Source organism: Pseudoalteromonas sp. NZS11 (assembly GCF_015864765.1).
In the GTDB taxonomy this organism is placed as follows: domain Bacteria; phylum Pseudomonadota; class Gammaproteobacteria; order Enterobacterales; family Alteromonadaceae; genus Pseudoalteromonas; species Pseudoalteromonas arctica.
Map to the genome: position 1 here is coordinate 506,792 of NZ_JADYWP010000004.1, position 18,458 is coordinate 525,249.

The following is an 18,458-nucleotide window of genomic DNA, read 5'->3' on the forward strand; positions in this document are numbered from 1 at the left end:
TTTCGAGTTCAGATGTTATAACGAAATCTGTTATACTTGATGGACAATTTTATGGGGCTGTTATGATTTCAAAAAACCAACTCAAACTTATTCGCCAACTTGGCCAAAAAAAGTACCGAAAGCAATATAATCAATACCTTGTACAAGGTGAAAAAAACGTACTTGAGTTATTAAACAGCCCATTAAATGCGGTTAATATTTTTGCTACAAACGAATTTATAAATGCGTACCAAAGTGAGTATCAGCACGCTAATTTTATTGAAGCGGATGAAGAAACCCTCACTAAAGCGAGCACATTAGTTAGCAATAATGCAGCCATTGCTATTGTTGATATGCCAAAGGCGGCTTTACCACAAGCAAATGGCTTAATACTCGCGCTTGATGGCGTATCAGACCCTGGTAATTTAGGCACTATAATTAGAGTAGCCGATTGGTACGGTATTAAACATATAGTAACTAGCACCGACAGCGCAGACGCTTACAACCCTAAAACAATTAGCGCCACAATGGGCTCGTTTGTAAGGGTATCGGTAAGCCAAGTAGATTTACCTGATTACTTACAGTCTTTAAATTTACCTGTTTACGGTGCTTTTTTAGATGGACAAAGTGTACATAAAACCCAATTTACGGGCTCAGGCGTTTTGCTAATGGGCAGTGAGTCGCATGGTATACGCGAGACATGTGCAAAGTTAGTGACCAATAAAATAACCATTCCCGCTTTTGGTGGTGCAGAGTCACTTAATGTTGCAATGGCGACCGGTATTATTTTAGATAACTTTAAACGACAAGCTTAATCTATTAGTAAATTATGGGTTAAATTGTTTATGACAAATAACAATAATAAATTGGTAATAACAATAAGATGCGCTTAAGCACTATTAAATTAGCGGGCTTTAAATCGTTTGTAGAGCCCACTAAAATTCCATTTCCTGATCAAATGACGTGTGTTGTAGGCCCTAATGGCTGTGGCAAATCTAACGTTATTGATGCAGTACGATGGGTGCTAGGTGAAAGCTCTGCTAAAAACCTGCGTGGCGATGCCATGACCGACGTTATTTTTAATGGCTCAACTAATCGTAAAGCCATATCACAAGCTTCTGTAGAGCTTGTTTTTGATAACGATAAAGGTAGTCCTTCAAACACATTTGCCGACAGAAACCAAATTGCCATTAAACGCTTAGTAACGCGCGACGGGCTATCGCTGTACTTTTTAAATGGCAGTAAATGCCGTAAGCGTGATATTACCGATATATTTTTAGGTACAGGTCTTGGTCCGCGTAGTTACGCAATTATTGAGCAAGGGATGATCTCGCGCTTAATAGAAAGTAAACCACAAGAATTACGCGTATTTTTAGAAGAAGCTGCTGGTGTTTCTAAATACAAAGAGCGCCGCCGCGAAACACAAACACGCATTAAAAGCACCCGCGAAAACCTTGAGCGTTTGTTAGATGTGCGTAAAGAGCTGCAAAGCCAGTTAGATAAATTGGCTGTGCAGTCGGTTGATGCAAAAAAATACCGCGAGTTAAAAGCGCAAGAGCGAACGTTAAAAGGGCAAATTGCGGTTTTAAAATGGCAAAAGTTACATCAGCAACAACTTGAAAAAAGTACTCTAATTAAAAAACTGAACGATCAAATTTCGTTTTTTAAAACTGCTAACTCAGGGCATGACGATGTACTTGCAAGCTTAGAAGGGCAAGTACAAGCTCAGCAAGATAAACTAAGCGATGCACAACATCAGCAACATGTAATACACACCGAGCTTACCCGCGCTGAGCAACAGCAAATAAATGTAAAGCAACAAACTCAAACGCTTAAACAAAATTTAATTAAATTACAGCAACGCCAAACCCATAGCACTGAAGTTAAAACGCAGCAGCAAATTGTGTGCGAGCAACTAAATGAAACCCTGCAAGAGGCAAGTGAAAACGCGTTAATGTGCGAAGAGCAAGTAAGGAAGTTAACGCATGAGCTTGAGGAATTATTAGCGCTGAAGCAGCGCCACAATACACACTGGCAAACTTTGTGTGAGCAACAGCAGCAACTTAATAATAATGCGCAACTGCATAGCAGTCACATTAAACAAACTCAGCAGCAAATAAGCCACGTTAACGAGCAAATTGATCAGTTAAATGCGCAGCTTACTGACTTACAAAGTAGCGATGTAGAACAACAATTAACGCAGCAAACACAGCAAACACAAACATTAACCCAAGAACTTGCCGCTAAACAAACAGCGCACACGCAGTGCAGTGCTCAGCTTGAAGTGCAAAATGAGCGTGTTAATAACTCACAAAAGCAATATTCGACGCTTACTCAAACAATAAATGAGTTAAAAGCCAGTATAACGGGGCTTAAAAGTACATTAGGGCTTGATGAAGAAAGTGAAAGTACTAATGGTTTGTTTAATCAGCTAAGTGTTAAAGAAGGCTTTGAGCCCTTAATAGAGCAAGCACTTAAATCGCTAGAGCACTTAAATGTAAGTGAGCAGCAAGCTGATAATAGTGTGTGGCCAATTAGTGGTAAGCACATTGCTGAAAATAGCTTAGCGGCATTCATAACAAGCGGCGTGTACCCAGATCATTTAACGCGCATTGCTTATAGCGAGAGCGGTGATCTAACGCTCTTAAAAGATGCTTATTATACAGCCGTTATGGATAAAAACGGTGCTTTATATGGTCGTAACTGGCATGTAAGTGCCGATCGAAATGCCGAAAACTCATTGCTTTTAAAACATAAGCAGTTGCAGGATAAAGCTCAGCAGTTAACCAATGCCGAGGATGAGCTAAAACAAGTAACACACACTCGTGATGAACATACAGCTGATCAAATAAAGTTAATTAACGAGCAAAGCGAGCTAAAAGAAGCCATACATGAGCTTGCGCAAAATATAGCAGTAGCCGGTACACGCAGCGATATGCTTAAACAGCAAGTAGCGCACTTTAAGCTGCAACTAGAAAAGCTACAGCAACAAAAACAGCAATTAACCACCCAGCTTTTGCAATTAAATACCGTGCTTGATGAGCAAACAGAGCAATTTGAAGTGTTAAATGAGCAGCAACTCAACTTAACGGATGAGTTAGACGCTGCAAATAGCCTGCGCTCACAAAGTGATAAAAGTTATAGCGAAGCATTAAGCATGCTTGAGCAATATAAAACGCAAGCGCATAAGGCAACGCTCTCAGAGCAAAAGGCACGCAGTGAATGGCAGTTAAGCCAAACCAAATTGAGCCATGCAGAGCAAGAGCACGTTAGTGCATCTGAAGGTGCACAAGAATTACTCAATGAAATAGAAGAACTGCTTATACCAGAGCAAGAGCTTAGCGATAAAATAACGCAGTTTTTAGTACAGCATCAAAAAGGTGAGCAGGCCCTGGTAATGCTACAAAAAGAATTAGCTCACGCTAAAGAAAGTTTAAATAGCAAGCAAGCAAGTCTTAAAAACTCACAAGGTGAGCTGGTGGGCTTGCAAGAGCAGCATCAAAAGCTAACAATTGAAGAGCAAAGCTTACTAATAAAAGCGCAAGTTGCGCTCGAACCATTAGAAGAGCTAAAGCAAAGCTTAAAAGCAATACTTGATGAATTACCTGATTCATTGAATTTAAGTGCAGCGCAAAATCAGTTAACCGGATTTACTAATCAGTTAGATAAATTAGGTGCAGTAAACTTAGCGGCAATAGAAGAGTTTGATTTAGCTAAAGCTCGTAGTGATTATCTTGATAATCAATTAGATGATTTAACAAAAGCGTTAAGTACCCTTGAAGGTGCAATTCGTAAAATTGATAGTGAGACCAAAACACGCTTTAAAGCGACGTTCGATCAAGTTAACGAAGACTTTGCAGAGCTATTTCCTAAAGTTTTTGGTGGTGGTAGTGCGTATTTAGAATTAACCAGTGACGATTTACTCGAAAGTGGTGTTAGTATAATGGCAAGACCACCGGGTAAGAAAAATTCAACAATTCATTTGTTAAGTGGTGGAGAAAAAGCGCTGACCGCATTATCATTAGTGTTTTCTATATTCAGGCTCAATCCAGCTCCTTTCTGTATGCTGGACGAAGTAGATGCACCATTGGATGATGCCAACGTTGTGCGTTTTTGCCGTTTGGTTGAAGAAATGTCACAATCAGTGCAGTTTATTTATATTAGTCATAATAAAATTGCGATGGAAATGGCTGGTAGATTAACCGGTGTTACTATGGCAGAACCTGGCGTATCGCGTATGGTTGCTGTAGATATAGAGCAGGCTGTGCAACTTGCACATGCATAAATTTTTATAACAAGTGTATTATTTTTAATTAATATACAGGTTTTAGGCATATCAAATAATAAAAGGTGAGGGGATGGCCGAACAATTAAGATGGGTTTTAATCATTATCAGTGTAGTTGTCATTGGTGGTTTATTAATACATGGATTGTGGTCTGTGAGAAAAAAAGACCGCCCAGAAGTATCTGATAACGAGCGGGTTGAACCATTACAAGAAAGCGCATCAGCTTCATCTAAACCGTTTCGAACTGAGGCTGAGCCAAAAGAGCCAATGCAAAACGAACGTGATGAGCCACAGTTTGGCGAGCTTAACTTTGATGCAAATGAGCCGCAAATAGATACAAGCGTGCCAGAAGTGCCGATTGAAGATGACCTAGAAATAGTTGATGACCTAGAAGCAAAAGAGCAAAGCGCTGAAGAAGCACCTGCCCAAATGTCTGACTTTGTTATTGTACATATTCAAATGCCAGAAGAGCTTAGTATGCAGGGCAGTAAATTATTGCCAGCAGTTAACACTTTAGGTTTTAAATATTCTGAGGAAGGCTTTTTTAATCGCCATTTAGATCCGGCTGGTCAAGGCCCTGTTTTATTTAGATTAGTAAATATGTACAACCCAGGTACGTTTGATATTGATAATATGGAACAGTTTAGTACCGCAGGGGTAAGCTTATTTATGACGTTACCGTGCGACGGCGATGGTCTAGCTGCATTTAATATGTTGCACAGCGCAGCTAAAAAGTTAGCGGATGAATTTGGTGCGCAAATTTTAGATGCTGAGCGAAATGAAATGACAGTAGATCGCGTAAGACAATATGTTGAGCAGGTTCGTTCTTTTTCAGCGTAAATAACGCATATATTATATTTTTATAAGCCACTGGACGGTGAATCGTCAAAGTGGCTTTTTTTATGTTTATTGAGGTTTAAATGTCTAGCAGCATTAGTGAGCAAGTTAATCATCTTCGTACTACATTAGAGCAACACAACTATAATTATTATGTGCTCGACACCCCCAGTATTCCTGATTCTGAATACGATAGGTTATTACGCGAACTAAGCGCACTTGAAACCGAGCATCCTGAATTTTTAACCGCCGACTCACCTACACAAAAAGTAGGCGGTGCAGCACTTAGTAAATTTGAACAAGTAGCGCACCAAGTACCCATGCTCTCACTTGATAACGCCTTTAGTGAAGAAGAATTCACTGCGTTTAATCGCCGTATAAAAGAGCGTTTAATGAGTACTGATGAGCTTACTTTTTGTTGTGAGCCAAAACTTGATGGTTTAGCTGTATCAATTATTTATCGTGATGGTGTGCTTGTACAAGCAGCGACTCGAGGTGATGGTTTTACCGGTGAAAACATTACTCAAAATGTAAAAACAATTCGTAATGTACCGCTTAAGTTACGTGGCGATTATCCGAAAGAGCTTGAAGTGCGCGGCGAAGTATTTATGGATAGCGCAGGTTTTGACAAACTAAATACTGAAGCAGAAAAGCGTGGCGATAAAGTATTTGTTAACCCACGTAATGCAGCAGCCGGTAGCTTACGACAACTCGACTCTAAAATTACCGCTAAGCGCCCACTCATGTTTTACGCATATAGCACTGGGCTTGTTGCCGATGGCAATATTCCCCAGGATCATTATCAGCAATTAGAAAAGTTGACTGATTGGGGTTTACCTCTGTGCCCAGAAACAAAATTAGTTGAAGGTCCAAAAGCCGCGCTTGAGTACTACAGCGATATTTTAACGCGCCGTGGTGAGCTTAAATATGAAATTGATGGCGTAGTAATAAAAATAAATAAAAAGACCTTACAAGAGCGTTTAGGCTTTGTGGCACGTGCTCCTCGTTGGGCTATTGCGTATAAGTTTCCGGCGCAAGAGGAAATAACCCAACTACTTGATGTTGATTTTCAAGTCGGTCGTACTGGCGCCATTACACCTGTTGCACGTTTGAAGCCTGTTTTTGTGGGTGGCGTTACCGTATCAAATGCAACGCTTCATAACAGTGATGAAGTTGCACGTTTAGGCGTAAAAGTAGGCGATACAGTTATTATTCGCCGTGCTGGAGACGTAATCCCACAAATAACACAAGTTGTACTTGAACGCAGACCTGATGATGCCAGAGATATCGAATTCCCGACGACTTGCCCAATCTGTGATTCTCATGTTGAAAAGGTTGAAGGCGAAGCTGTAGCCCGTTGTACGGGTGGACTTGTATGTCCTGCACAGCGTAAGCAAGCTATTAAGCACTTTGCTTCGCGCAAAGCGCTGGATATAGATGGTCTTGGCGATAAGATTGTTGATCAGTTAGTCGATAGAGAACTTATAAAAACGCCTGCTGATTTGTTTATTTTAAAACAGGGGCATTTTGAGTCACTTGAACGTATGGGACCTAAGTCAGCTAAAAACTTAGTAACAGCACTTGAAGAGGCTAAAGGCACTACGCTTGCTAAGTTTTTATATTCATTAGGTATTCGAGAAGCCGGGGAGGCGACAGCACAAAATTTAGCTAATCACTTTCTAACCCTTGAAAATGTAATAAATGCCAGCATTGATAGTTTAACGCAAGTAAGTGATGTAGGCGAAATAGTAGCTGCTCATGTTCGTGGTTTTTTTGATGAAGAGCATAATTTAGCAATTGTTAATGCGCTGATAGATCAAGGTGTAAACTGGCCAGCGTTGAGCGCACCTTCTGAGGAAGAACAGCCGCTCGCAGGGCTTACATATGTACTTACAGGTACGCTTAATACACTTAATCGCAATGATGCAAAAGCACGATTACAACAACTTGGTGCCAAGGTGTCTGGTAGCGTATCGGCTAAAACAGATGCGTTAGTGGCGGGTGAAAAAGCAGGTTCAAAACTAACAAAAGCACAAGACCTAGGCATAGACATACTAACTGAAGATGAATTAATTGAGTTGCTTATAAAGCATAACGGTTAGGAAAATGACAATGAGCCGATATGGGCCAGAATACTGGGATAAGTACGGAAGTTACCGTACGCCTATTGCATTTCATTTAAGTGTGCTTGTGTTATTACGCAGTTATTTTATTTGGGTTATTGCGGCTTTAAGCCGCAGGCCTGAACTAGATTTGATGTCGTTATTTTTTAAAAATAAAAATGATTTTTTTATCGCAATAACGATTGGAAGTATTGCAATAATACCGACTATTTTATTTTGTTTACGCAGACCACGAGATTCACACAGTGCAAGCAACAGGTTAGCAAGAATATGGCGACATATGCGCTGGCCTCTTATTTTATGTGCAGTTGTTGATTTAACATGGTTAAGTGTTCAAGCAGCGCATAGCCATTATCGATTTTCATCATTTTTAGCAGTACAAATGATGATTGTTTTATGGGTATTATGGTATTTGGTGAAAAGCCGCTATTTAACTGTTTTCTTTAATGATTGGCCTGAGCCGACAGAAAAGGCATCAGAAGAAAAAAAGCGACTTAAAAGGGATTAGTTGTGGACGCCGTAAATAAAAAAATAGCGATAGCTATATCGATAATAGGGTTAGTGCTTATTATTTTAATGATTAGCACTGAGCTTTTAGAGTTTATGTGGTTTAAAGCGTTATTTGGGTTATGGGTATTTGTTTTTTGCTCAAGCGTTTATAGGCTAACGCCTCTATTTAAATCAAGAAACAGGTTAGAGGATTTTATTCAGCGAGACGCCCAACACTTATTACTTTTTAGTTTGATGGGATTTTTTGATAAAAAGCACGGTCCAGATTGGTTAGTTATTGAAAGTATAAATCGTATAATGACTAAGGATGACGAGCTAATAATTTACAGTAATAACGAGCGCAAAATGAGTGTTAGTTTACCTGCAAAAAAAGCAGAGCTAGATAGTTTTATTAAACGAATACTTACCGACTCAGAAAAACAAAATATTACCTTTAGCTAAGGAAGTTACCTTTAAGATTGAACGAGTTTTAGTCTTAAACGGTCAACACTCTTTAGCTGATCTTTAGTGTATTAAATAACGTAATAATTAGCCGTACTTTTTATGACTTTATAAAGTGTAGCTAATCAACTATTCAATGAGGCTATTATGTTGAAGTGGAATGATGTTATTAACTTTGCCACCAATGGCAATCCTACCCCAAGTAAAAAAGTAGTCAAAACTGACGAGCAGTGGCGGATGCAACTATCAGAAGATGAATACTACGTAACACGTAAAAAGGGAACAGAGCGCCCAGGTAGCTCGGGTAGTTGTACATTACTCGAACCTGGCAAGTATGAGTGTATTTGTTGTGATAATCTATTGTTTGATGCTGATGAGAAGTTTGATAGTGGTACTGGTTGGCCGTCATTTACGCAACCTGCGACAATTGAAGCGATTGGCTATGTAAGCGATACAAGTCATGGTATGGAGCGCATAGAGGTGGTTTGTAACGTGTGCGATTCGCACTTAGGTCATATTTTTCCAGATGGTCCATTACCAACGGGTTTACGTTATTGCGTTAATGCCGCATCAATGAAAAAGCTCTAATATTTTATTTACTAGCGCTTTGAATATCTAAATTCATTTCTTTTGCTATGTGCAAAATCTTATCTAAACGCTGCGTCTGATCTGCTTGTAATTTAGTTTTATCAAGAAGGGCGTAGCACCTTCTAGCAAGATCCATATTAAATGAGCTGCCAGATTGCTTAGTTGAATCAAATAGACACTGTAATAAATTAAGTGCGATACTTTGATTACGAGGCATGACTCTAAATGCTTGTGTAAAAGCTTCCAGCGCAGTATTTAACTGCCCTTTATTAAATTGATTAACGGCATGGTTATTCAGCTCTTTCGGACCCATTTTAATATCGCGTCGCTCACTTTGTTGCTGCTGAATATAACGCAAGTAAGTTGTGTCGCTAACTGCGGGATGTCTTTCACAGTGGCTGATTATTTGAGTAAATAAAGTTTGCGCCTTCTGATGAAATCCCAGTTCATGAAATGCTTTTGCTTTATCAAGTGCGCCATCAACCGATCGGATATGAGTATCGTCATCATCAAGTTGTTCAATTAGCTTTTTCGCTTTTTGATGCTCGTCTTTTAAGTAATGGAGTCGTGCATTAAGTACATCAATTTGAGCTTGATTTGTATTATTAGGAAACTGTTTTTTTAAATCATTAATGTACTGATTGGTTTGCCTAGAAATTCGTTGAATTTGATCGGTTTGATCAGTCGTTAGCGCAAAGTCGATACCTGCACGTGCTGCATTCAAATATACATCGGGGTGGTCGTGTATTGAGTGTTTTGCAAAGGTGGCTATATCTTTTTGAGTTAAATAGCTTTTTTCGTAGTCATGATTAATTAGCGACACATTACTTAGCGATTTTTGGCGTGTGATATTTCGCGGTGCAATTTCTGCAGCTTGGCTTAAAAAGCTTTGTGCTAGCTCAAATTGATTTAGCTTTATTTCTAATCTGCCCAACAAATCAAGGGCTACTAAACGAGTTTCTTGGCGCTCTAACATTGTTTTGAGCATTCGCTGCGCCAAAATATGTTCGTTATTCGCTATAAGTGCTTCTACTAAGCCTACTTTTGCCCAAGCAAATTTTTGAATGTCGAGAACAGATTTAAAAAAGTCTTTTGCATCTTGAGCGCGCTTTAAGCGAAGTAAGGCATCACCTTTTAAGCGAAGTAGGATAGGGCTGTAATTATTATTTTTTTTATCCAGAGCGGTATCAATAAACTTAATAGCTTTTGAATCGTTACCATCATCAATTAATGAATACACTGTTTGTAAGTCGTGTTTACGCTTTAAGATTCGTTCAATGCGTATTTTAAGCTCTTGTACTGTAAAAGGTTTAACTAAAAAGTCATCAGGTTGCAGCTCAAGAACACTATGAACGAGTGAGCCACTTGTTTCTGCTGAGATAAAAATAAAGCCAGTCGAGCTTTTTATGAGTTGCTTTACACGTAGCTCTTCATAAAGCTGGTAGCCATCTTGGTGTTTATTTAAGTTGAATGAGCAAACGATTAGATCAAATTCTTCACTTAAACACTGCTCTTTTGCAGAATTTGCATGATCAGCAAAGCGCAACTGCCGAAAGCCAAGCCTTTCTAACGATTGTTTCATATAGCTTTGAGCAAGTGGTTGCTCTTCTACTATAAGTATTTTGGCTTTTGAATAGATCTTAGTTGGCATTGGCTTAAGCGTAATTGTATTTAACACAGACTATAATCAACAGTTTAACTCCTTACAAGGGAATTTAAATGATAGCTGTATTTATTAGGTACTTAACTTTGCCTAATACGTTTATCTAACTACGAAGGTACTGAGCCGAATAACATAATTAAAAACTAAATAAGTAAAATTGATAACGCTATATTTGATGAGTGCTTTGATATGGAAATTTAGATTTAAATAAAAATATGAAATGTATTTAAGGTAAAAAGAGGAGTTAAACGTATTTAATATGGGAAAAGAGTTATTACTAGATAAGTTGTCTGATGGTATTTATATGTGGTGGGTGATTACTTGGCTTGATACCAGTGACCCTCGCCATTATTTGTAAAGGGTGGCGATGCTCTTTTTCTTACGGCTAAGTTAATTACATACGATTTATATATTGAGTTTTTATAAAGTTCTTAAATGTATTTAATATGCGAAGAAAGAGTTATTACTAGAGAGGTTGTCTGATGGTATTTATATGTGGTGGGTGATACTGGACTTGAACCAGTGACCCTCGCCTTGTAAGGGCGATGCTCTCCCAACTGAGCTAATCACCCACATATAATAGGTATGCCTGTTATTTAATTCTTTATTATCAAATTAACCGCTTGATGTAATTTGGTGGGTGATACTGGACTTGAACCAGTGACCCTCGCCTTGTAAGGGCGATGCTCTCCCAACTGAGCTAATCACCCAAATTACATTTTAATATGCACCATTCTAGGAATGGTGGGTCGTACTGGACTTGAACCAGTGACCCTCGCCTTGTAAGGGCGATGCTCTCCCAACTGAGCTAACGACCCATATTAAATTTTAAAACGCGACTATTAACATAATAATAGGCTTTATATGTGGTGGGTGATACTGGACTTGAACCAGTGACCCTCGCCTTGTAAGGGCGATGCTCTCCCAACTGAGCTAATCACCCACATATAAATTAAAACGCTACTATTGAAATAAATAGTACTGGACTTTAACCAGTGAACCTCGCCGTTACTTGTAAATAGCGGTGATGCTCTCTTTTTTCTAACTGAGCTAACGACCCATTTAGATTTTCTTGTAATATGCACCATTCTAAGAATGGTGGGTCGTACTGGACTTGAACCAGTGACCCTCGCCTTGTAAGGGCGATGCTCTCCCAACTGAGCTAACGACCCATATTACATGCTACTACCTATATAGATAGTACTGGACTTTAACCAGTGAACTTCGCCATCTTTTATAAAAGGCGGTGATGCTCTTTTTTCTTGTAACTGAGCTAACGACCCATATTACAATTTTAAAACACGACTATTATATAATAATAGGTTTTATATGTGGTGGGTGATACTGGACTTGAACCAGTGACCCTCGCCTTGTAAGGGCGATGCTCTCCCAACTGAGCTAATCACCCACATATAAATTAAAACGCTACTATTAAAATAAATAGTACTGGACTTTAACCAGTGAACTTTGCCGTTACTTGTAAGTAGCGGTAATGCTCTCTATTTTCTAATTGAGCTTAGGACCCATATAGAATTTAGATGTGAACACTTTAATTAAAAAGTGGTGGGTGATACTGGACTTGAACCAGTGACCCTCGCCTTGTAAGGGCGATGCTCTCCCAACTGAGCTAATCACCCACATCTAAACAACATTGCATTGCTGCGTTGTTGTGGGGCGCTATTATAGATAGAGTTGGAAATGTGTCAACACTTGAATGATAAAAATGTGCTGAATGAAGGTTTTATAAACAATAGGATATGGTTGAAGTCTATTTTATCATCAAATTTGATATTGCAGTTCAATTAAGCACCTAATAAGCTCCTAAAAGTGAGTAGGGAATTGTATTTTATTAATCTTAAATTTAGCTTCACGATACTTATTGTTTTTTTTACTGGAGTCGTTTTTATGATTATGAGCAAGATGGATTAATATTAGGGCGAGTTATTTAGTGAATAGAGCGGTCCTTTAAAAATGAATTTAATCTAAACTCCCCAAAACAAATGCTATTTTCAGCATTCTAAACTCTATTTTTGTACTTACTTTATTTTTATAAGCCAACCTAGCCAAATCGTAAATACTCATACTTCACTAATAGCCTTCGGATTAAGACTAAATAGATCACATATAACTAGTGCGTGTTGACCTTTGTGGATTGAACCCAAAGGGCAGCGCATGTTTGGACTTTATGCGGCGTTATCGCCTATTCATGGGTAATAACCAAACTACATAGGCTCTGCCTTGCCTAAAAACCAAACATACTGCTGCAAATTCACCCACCAAAGATCAACACGCCCTGAAGTTTTGTACATAGCATTACGAAGCTACAATGCTCTTTAAAAAATGTTCTTCAAACAATAATCGAGTTTTTGAGTACGAGTTACGCTGGTTATTAAGCAAGTAAAGGCAGTGGGCACTCTCAAATCCACATTTAAGTTTTGGTTATTATAAGCAATTGTAACTTTTAAAAGATTAAGGCGATTGGCGGGGCCTTAATTGGTAGTTTTTAGATAAGTTCAATTTGCATATAAATGTATACCTTTGCTTTGATGCAATTTTGTTGCATTAAATAGGGGAGTAGGGTGTTGTTAAGTATTCGCTGCGATATAGTGATGTTATTATAAGCAGTAGGGCTAGAATCTTATTCAAATTGTATTTTTTAGCACGCTTGATAGCCAGTTTGTTGAAAATTAAACCATTTAAATAAAGCTAGGTAAAAAACTGTTGACTTTATTTTGGGTGGTGCATAGAATGCGCCCCGCACTAAGCGATACACGATGTGTTTATCACGGCGGGTATTGATTAAGTTGGGGCCATAGCTCAGCTGGGAGAGCGCTTCGCTGGCAGTGAAGAGGTCTGCGGTTCGATCCCGCATGGCTCCACCAAAAATTAGTGTTTTGTCCTAGGGTAGCAGTTTTCTGTGTCCCCATCGTCTAGAGGCCTAGGACACCGCCCTTTCACGGCGGTAACAGGGGTTCGAATCCCCTTGGGGACGCCACTTAACTTTTATTAGTTAAAGGCGGTTTTACCGAGAAAATAGCGTCACAATTAAAGCTCGAGTCTTTACTTGTATTAAACGCAATTACCTTAAAGCTCATGATGTGAGTTAAACTTATCAACTGTCCTAGTGACACATTTATGTGTCCCCATCGTCTAGAGGCCTAGGACACCGCCCTTTCACGGCGGTAACAGGGGTTCGAATCCCCTTGGGGACGCCACTTACTTATTTTCAATAGGGAAGTGAAGTGTTATTAAGAAAGCTCGCCTGAAACGAGTTTAAAAATTCAGTTGTCCTAGTGACACATTTATGTGTCCCCATCGTCTAGAGGCCTAGGACACCGCCCTTTCACGGCGGTAACAGGGGTTCGAATCCCCTTGGGGACGCCACTTACTTATTTTTAATAGGGAAGTGAAGTGTTATTAAGAAAGCTCGTCTGAAACGAGTCTAAAAATTCAGTTGTCCTAGTGACACATTTATGTGTCCCCATCGTCTAGAGGCCTAGGACACCGCCCTTTCACGGCGGTAACAGGGGTTCGAATCCCCTTGGGGACGCCACTTACTTATTTTCAATAGGGAAGTGAAGTGTTATTAAGAAAGCTCGTCTGAAACGAGTCTAAAAATTCAGTTGTCCTAGTGACACATTTATGTGTCCCCATCGTCTAGAGGCCTAGGACACCGCCCTTTCACGGCGGTAACAGGGGTTCGAATCCCCTTGGGGACGCCACTTACTATTTTAAGTATTGTGTAAAGCAGTGTGACACCGCACTCTCTATGCACGACGTTATCAAGAGTACTAATCTCTTGGGGACGCCACTTACTTATTTTTAATAGGGAAGTGAAGTGTTATTAGAAAGCTCGTCTGAAACGAGTCTAAAAATTCAGTTGTCCTAGTGACACATTTATGTGTCCCCATCGTCTAGAGGCCTAGGACACCGCCCTTTCACGGCGGTAACAGGGGTTCGAATCCCCTTGGGGACGCCACTTACTTATTTTTAATAGGAAAGTGAAGTGTTATTAAGAAAGCTCGCCTGAAACGAGTCTAAAAATTCAGTTGTCCTAGTGACACATTTATGTGTCCCCATCGTCTAGAGGCCTAGGACACCGCCCTTTCACGGCGGTAACAGGGGTTCGAATCCCCTTGGGGACGCCACTTACTATTTTAAGTATTGTATAAAACAGTGTTACATAACACTCTATATGCACGATGTTATTAAGAGTATCAATTTCTTAGCTATGTCATTTACTACTTAGATAGGGAAGTGCAGTGTTATTAGAATAAAACCACAAATTAATACCCTCATTTTACACTTCATTTTTATATCAATCTATTTACACTTTGTTACAAAACCAAACCCATAATCGCTCCATATTCCTTGTTGTACTTTTAATTAGTCTTTAAACTCATTGAGTTAATTTAAATATGGACTAAAAAATGAAACTCACAAAAATTGCACTTGCTGTTTTACTTGCATCAGGGTTGGCTGCATGTAATAGCTCAACTCAAGCTGTTGATAAAAATATTGTTACAGAAACATCAATTCCTGGCGTTACACTTATTGAATCAGTGAAATCTAATGCAGGTGAAATCAATATACCGTATAAAAAATATAAACTAGATAACGGTTTAACTGTAATTGTGCATGAGGATCATTCAGATCCCTTAGTACACGTTGATGTAACATACCACGTTGGTTCTGCTCGCGAAGAGTTGGGTAAGTCAGGCTTTGCTCACTTTTTTGAGCATATGATGTTTCAAGGTTCAGAGAATGTTGCTGATGAGGAACATTTTAAAATAATATCTGAAGCAGGCGGTACTTTAAATGGTACAACTAACTCAGATAGAACAAATTATTTTGAAACAGTACCTGTAAATCAATTAGAAAAAATGTTGTGGCTAGAAGCTGATCGAATGGGCTTTTTACTCGATGCTGTAACCCAAGAAAAATTTGAAGTACAACGCGAAACAGTAAAAAATGAGCGCGGCCAACGTGTTGATAATCGCCCTTATGGTCGTTTAGGTGAACGTGTTGCTCAAGCAATGTATCCAGATGGTCATCCATATTCATGGCCAGTAATTGGTTTTATGGACGATCTTAATCGCGTAAATGTAAATGATTTAAAAGCATTCTTTTTAAAGTGGTATGGTCCTAATAATGCAACGCTTACTATTGGTGGCGATATCAACGCTAATGAAATACTGCCATTAGTTACTAAATACTTTGCACCAATTCCAAAAGGCCCTGAAATCCCTACAGTAGAAAAAACAGCTGTAACACTAGATGCTGATAGATATATTTCAATGGAAGATAAGGTACATTTACCTTTATTAAGTATGAGTTTCCCAACTACTTACGCTCGCTCTGAAGATGAAGCACCTCTTGATATACTTGCTGAAATATTGGGTGGTGGTAATAATTCACTACTATACAAAAACTTAGTTAAAACTCAACTTGCTGTTCAAGCAAGTGCAAATCATCCATGCCAAGAGTTAGCGTGTTCAATTAGTCTTTATGCTTTACCAAATCCTACAGCAGGGAAAACGTTAGCTGATATGGAAAAAATCATTCGTGATTCATTTGTTGAATTTGAAGAGCGTGGCGTTACACAAGATGATTTAGATAAAGTAAAAGCTAAAATAGAATCTGGTGCAATTTTTGGTCTGCAAAGCGTATCAGGAAAAGTCTCTCAACTAGCCGCGTCAGAAACGTTTACAGGTAACCCAAATTCAGCTAAAGATGAGATTGCACGTTATAACAAAGTTACAAAAGCTGATGTTATGCGTGTTTTTAATCAATATATCAAAGGTAAATCTGCCGTTATTATGAGTGTTGTACCAGAAGGGCAAACTCAACTTATAGCTGCTCCAGACAACTTTACGCCTAAATCGCATGATTTTGGAGGTCCATCTACAACTTCAGCTGATGATTTAGTGGCACGAAGAGCTGTTGATACATTTGATCGAAGTGCTCATCCAGAGGCCGGCGCAAATCCTGCTGTTGATGTTCCTACTCTTTGGCAAACTAAGACCGAAAACGGTATTAAAATATTAGGTACTCAAAGTACAGAAACGCCAACTACCGCTATTTTCATTAAAGTTCCGGGTGGCCTGTACAGTGAGCAAGCTAGTAAAGTGGGTTTATCATCAATAACTGCATCGTTAATGAGCGAGTCAACGCAAAACTACACTACAGAGCAGATGAGTAACGCGCTTGAAAAACTAGGTAGCCAGGTAAGTATCTACTCAGATAAAACACATACAAATGTGTATGTTTCTAGCTTAACCAAAAATGTAGATGCAACGCTAAAGCTTGTCGAAGAAAAGTTATTTAAACCAGCATTTAATGCCGATGACTTTGAGCGTAATAAAAAGCAAATCATTCAAAATATTCAACATTCAATGAAGGATGCTGGGTATTTAGCATCTAATACATATAGTAAATTACTATATGGCAACAATATAGCTGCACTTCCAAGTACTGGAACGCTTAATAGTATAGAGGCTATTACACTTGCTGACGTTAAAGCTTTTTATAACGCAAACTTTAAACCGCAGGGCGCTCAAGTAATTATTGTTTCTGATTTAAAAGAGTCAACAATTGAACCAAAAGTTAAAGCTACACTTACAAATTGGAAAGGTAAATCGAGCTTAGTAGCGGTTGATTTCAGTGAACCTAAAGTAGAAACTAATGTAATTTATTTGGTTGATAAACCAGACGCTCCTCAATCAGAAATTCGAATAGGTAAACGCGATATGGTTGAAGATATTACAGGTGAGTTCTTTAAAGCTAACTTGATGAACTTTGCACTGGGTGGCACGTTTAACAGCCGTATCAATCTAAATTTACGAGAAGATAAAGGCTACACTTACGGTGCTCGCTCTCGTTTCTGGGGTGATAAAACATCAGGTGGCTTTACCGCTTCTGCAGCGGTGAGAGCCGACTCTACTGCAGCGTCTATTACAGAGTTTACTAATGAGCTTAATAACTATGCTCAAAACGGTGTCACTGACGAAGAGCTTATGTTTATGCGTAAGGCTATCAATCAAAAAGATGCGCTTAAATACGAAACGCCTAATGCAAAACTTGGCTTTTTAGCACAAATATTAGAGTTCGATTTAAAACCTAGCTTTGTAAAAGAAAGAAATGAGATTGTTAGCAATATTAGCAAAGAAGAAGTTAACGCCTTAGCTAAAAAACACTTAAATACTAAAGACATGATTTATTTAGTAGTGGGTGATGCTAAAACGCTTCGCCCAGAGCTCGAAAAATTAGGTATGAAGGTTGTTGACTACAGTCTTTAATATTTAAATAAATCATTGAAATTATAAAGCAGCTTTTTTAGCTGCTTTTTTTTGCCTAATTGTAGAGTGTTGAACTTTTTGTGAGAAGTAGATTACAAGGAGCAACTACAGCACCTTTCCTTAAGATATAAAATATAGTTTCGTAGCTTAAGCCTTCAAAGAAGATCACATTCCTAGCTCTTTTATTCAGTACTTATAAAGATTCGATTTGGTAGCATAAATTTAAACATCCAACTTTATTAGGAGGATTTATGGCAAGTGGATGGGCACGAGACGGTGCAATTCAAGATCAAATTGATGCGAGTGTTAACGACGCCGTACAATATGCAAGAAGCAATTTAATATCTGGCGCAAGTGCAGAGTTATGTGACGAGTGCGACGAGAAAATCCCACAAGCACGAAGGATCGCGTTACCAGGAGTGCGTTATTGTGTTACATGCCAAGCTGCGATAGAAGGTAATGATGCTAGCGCTAAATCGTTTAATAGACGTGGCAGTAAAGATAGTCAGTTGCGTTAAAAAGGTGCTGAAAAGCACCTTTTTATTTAATACCAACCTGCATAAATATTTGAACAATTTATAAAATTAAATCCGTCCATAGTTATACCAACCAGCATAAATCTTTGATCAATTTAACGAATTAAATTGCACTATAACGTCGTTAAAAATTTTTTATTTAGAACAACTAGATACAAAAATTTTTGCCTAGTTCTAGCGTAATTTTCTTAACGTTA

Annotated in this window: 10 protein-coding genes and 15 tRNA genes; 17 read left to right on the forward strand and 8 right to left on the reverse strand. The window is 38.8% G+C overall.

Annotation, left to right across the window (positions count from 1 at the left end; translation table 11 throughout):
• Positions 1-62 precede the first annotated feature (62 nt).
• The 7 genes from I6E82_RS11915 to msrB all read left to right on the forward strand — a co-directional run bounded on the left by I6E82_RS11915 (position 63) and on the right by msrB (position 8,764).
• On the forward strand, positions 63-794 hold the full coding sequence (locus tag I6E82_RS11915) for an RNA methyltransferase (RefSeq protein ID WP_024591598.1): 732 nt from the start codon (positions 63-65) through the stop codon (positions 792-794).
• A gap of 68 nt (positions 795-862) precedes the next feature.
• Positions 863-4,264, forward strand: coding sequence for a chromosome segregation SMC family protein (locus tag I6E82_RS11920; RefSeq protein WP_197117993.1), 3,402 nt, complete (start codon positions 863-865; stop codon positions 4,262-4,264).
• A 73-nt stretch (positions 4,265-4,337) separates the two neighbouring features.
• On the forward strand, positions 4,338-5,105 hold the full coding sequence (gene zipA / locus I6E82_RS11925) for a cell division protein ZipA (RefSeq protein WP_007584012.1): 768 nt from the start codon (positions 4,338-4,340) through the stop codon (positions 5,103-5,105).
• A gap of 80 nt (positions 5,106-5,185) precedes the next feature.
• Entirely contained in the window at positions 5,186-7,204 is a 2,019-nt protein-coding gene (gene ligA, locus I6E82_RS11930) for an NAD-dependent DNA ligase LigA (RefSeq protein ID WP_197117994.1), read from the forward strand.
• 10 nt (positions 7,205-7,214) lie between these two features.
• Positions 7,215-7,733, forward strand: coding sequence for a DUF2919 domain-containing protein (locus I6E82_RS11935; RefSeq protein ID WP_007584017.1), 519 nt, complete (start codon positions 7,215-7,217; stop codon positions 7,731-7,733).
• 2 nt (positions 7,734-7,735) lie between these two features.
• Positions 7,736-8,176, forward strand: a complete 441-nt coding sequence (locus I6E82_RS11940; protein WP_197117995.1) for a hypothetical protein — start codon at positions 7,736-7,738, stop codon at positions 8,174-8,176.
• 147 nt (positions 8,177-8,323) lie between these two features.
• Positions 8,324-8,764: a peptide-methionine (R)-S-oxide reductase MsrB gene (gene msrB, locus I6E82_RS11945; protein ID WP_197117996.1), complete on the forward strand. Its 441-nt coding sequence runs from the start codon at positions 8,324-8,326 to the stop codon at positions 8,762-8,764.
• Positions 8,765-8,768: 4 nt separating this feature from the next.
• Here the strand turns inward: msrB and I6E82_RS11950 are convergent, their stop codons facing one another.
• From I6E82_RS11950 to I6E82_RS11985, 8 genes are all read right to left on the reverse strand, one after another.
• Positions 8,769-10,415 (reverse strand): tetratricopeptide repeat-containing response regulator, encoded by a 1,647-nt coding sequence (locus I6E82_RS11950; RefSeq protein WP_197117997.1) that lies wholly within the window; start codon positions 10,413-10,415, stop codon positions 8,769-8,771.
• 508 nt (positions 10,416-10,923) lie between these two features.
• Positions 10,924-10,999 (reverse strand) — tRNA-Val (locus tag I6E82_RS11955).
• 62 nt (positions 11,000-11,061) lie between these two features.
• A tRNA-Val gene (locus I6E82_RS11960) sits at positions 11,062-11,137 on the reverse strand.
• A 32-nt stretch (positions 11,138-11,169) separates the two neighbouring features.
• Positions 11,170-11,245: transfer RNA gene (locus I6E82_RS11965), tRNA-Val, on the reverse strand.
• 49 nt (positions 11,246-11,294) lie between these two features.
• Positions 11,295-11,370, reverse strand: a tRNA-Val gene (locus I6E82_RS11970).
• A gap of 153 nt (positions 11,371-11,523) precedes the next feature.
• Positions 11,524-11,599, reverse strand: a tRNA-Val gene (locus I6E82_RS11975).
• Between the two features lie 160 nt (positions 11,600-11,759).
• Positions 11,760-11,835, reverse strand: a tRNA-Val gene (locus tag I6E82_RS11980).
• Positions 11,836-11,988: 153 nt separating this feature from the next.
• Positions 11,989-12,064: transfer RNA gene (locus I6E82_RS11985), tRNA-Val, on the reverse strand.
• A 1,169-nt stretch (positions 12,065-13,233) separates the two neighbouring features.
• Here I6E82_RS11985 and I6E82_RS11990 point away from each other — a divergent pair.
• From I6E82_RS11990 to I6E82_RS12035, 10 genes are all read left to right on the forward strand, one after another.
• Positions 13,234-13,309: transfer RNA gene (locus tag I6E82_RS11990), tRNA-Ala, on the forward strand.
• 37 nt (positions 13,310-13,346) lie between these two features.
• Positions 13,347-13,422 (forward strand) — tRNA-Glu (locus tag I6E82_RS11995).
• A 144-nt stretch (positions 13,423-13,566) separates the two neighbouring features.
• Positions 13,567-13,642 (forward strand) — tRNA-Glu (locus tag I6E82_RS12000).
• 93 nt (positions 13,643-13,735) lie between these two features.
• Positions 13,736-13,811 (forward strand) — tRNA-Glu (locus tag I6E82_RS12005).
• A 93-nt stretch (positions 13,812-13,904) separates the two neighbouring features.
• Positions 13,905-13,980, forward strand: a tRNA-Glu gene (locus I6E82_RS12010).
• 93 nt (positions 13,981-14,073) lie between these two features.
• Positions 14,074-14,149, forward strand: a tRNA-Glu gene (locus I6E82_RS12015).
• Positions 14,150-14,330: 181 nt separating this feature from the next.
• Positions 14,331-14,406 (forward strand) — tRNA-Glu (locus I6E82_RS12020).
• Positions 14,407-14,499: 93 nt separating this feature from the next.
• A tRNA-Glu gene (locus tag I6E82_RS12025) sits at positions 14,500-14,575 on the forward strand.
• A 282-nt stretch (positions 14,576-14,857) separates the two neighbouring features.
• Entirely contained in the window at positions 14,858-17,725 is a 2,868-nt protein-coding gene (locus tag I6E82_RS12030; RefSeq protein ID WP_197117998.1) for a M16 family metallopeptidase, read from the forward strand.
• Positions 17,726-17,976: 251 nt separating this feature from the next.
• Entirely contained in the window at positions 17,977-18,243 is a 267-nt protein-coding gene (locus I6E82_RS12035) for a DksA/TraR family C4-type zinc finger protein (RefSeq protein ID WP_101163381.1), read from the forward strand.
• The last annotated feature ends 215 nt before the right edge of the window (positions 18,244-18,458 follow it).

Bases quoted from the DNA above. Each gene is read 5' to 3' on its own strand.
- I6E82_RS12035 (WP_101163381.1), top strand. From the start codon at position 17,977: ATGGCAAGTGGATGGGCACGAGACGGTGCAATTCAAGATCAAATTGAT.
- I6E82_RS11950 (WP_197117997.1), bottom strand. From the start codon at position 10,415: ATGCCAACTAAGATCTATTCAAAAGCCAAAATACTTATAGTAGAAGAG.
- ligA (WP_197117994.1), top strand. From the start codon at position 5,186: ATGTCTAGCAGCATTAGTGAGCAAGTTAATCATCTTCGTACTACATTA.
- I6E82_RS11920 (WP_197117993.1), top strand. From the start codon at position 863: ATGCGCTTAAGCACTATTAAATTAGCGGGCTTTAAATCGTTTGTAGAG.
- I6E82_RS11915 (WP_024591598.1), top strand. From the start codon at position 63: ATGATTTCAAAAAACCAACTCAAACTTATTCGCCAACTTGGCCAAAAA.
- I6E82_RS11935 (WP_007584017.1), top strand. From the start codon at position 7,215: ATGAGCCGATATGGGCCAGAATACTGGGATAAGTACGGAAGTTACCGT.
- zipA (WP_007584012.1), top strand. From the start codon at position 4,338: ATGGCCGAACAATTAAGATGGGTTTTAATCATTATCAGTGTAGTTGTC.
- msrB (WP_197117996.1), top strand. From the start codon at position 8,324: ATGTTGAAGTGGAATGATGTTATTAACTTTGCCACCAATGGCAATCCT.
- I6E82_RS12030 (WP_197117998.1), top strand. From the start codon at position 14,858: ATGAAACTCACAAAAATTGCACTTGCTGTTTTACTTGCATCAGGGTTG.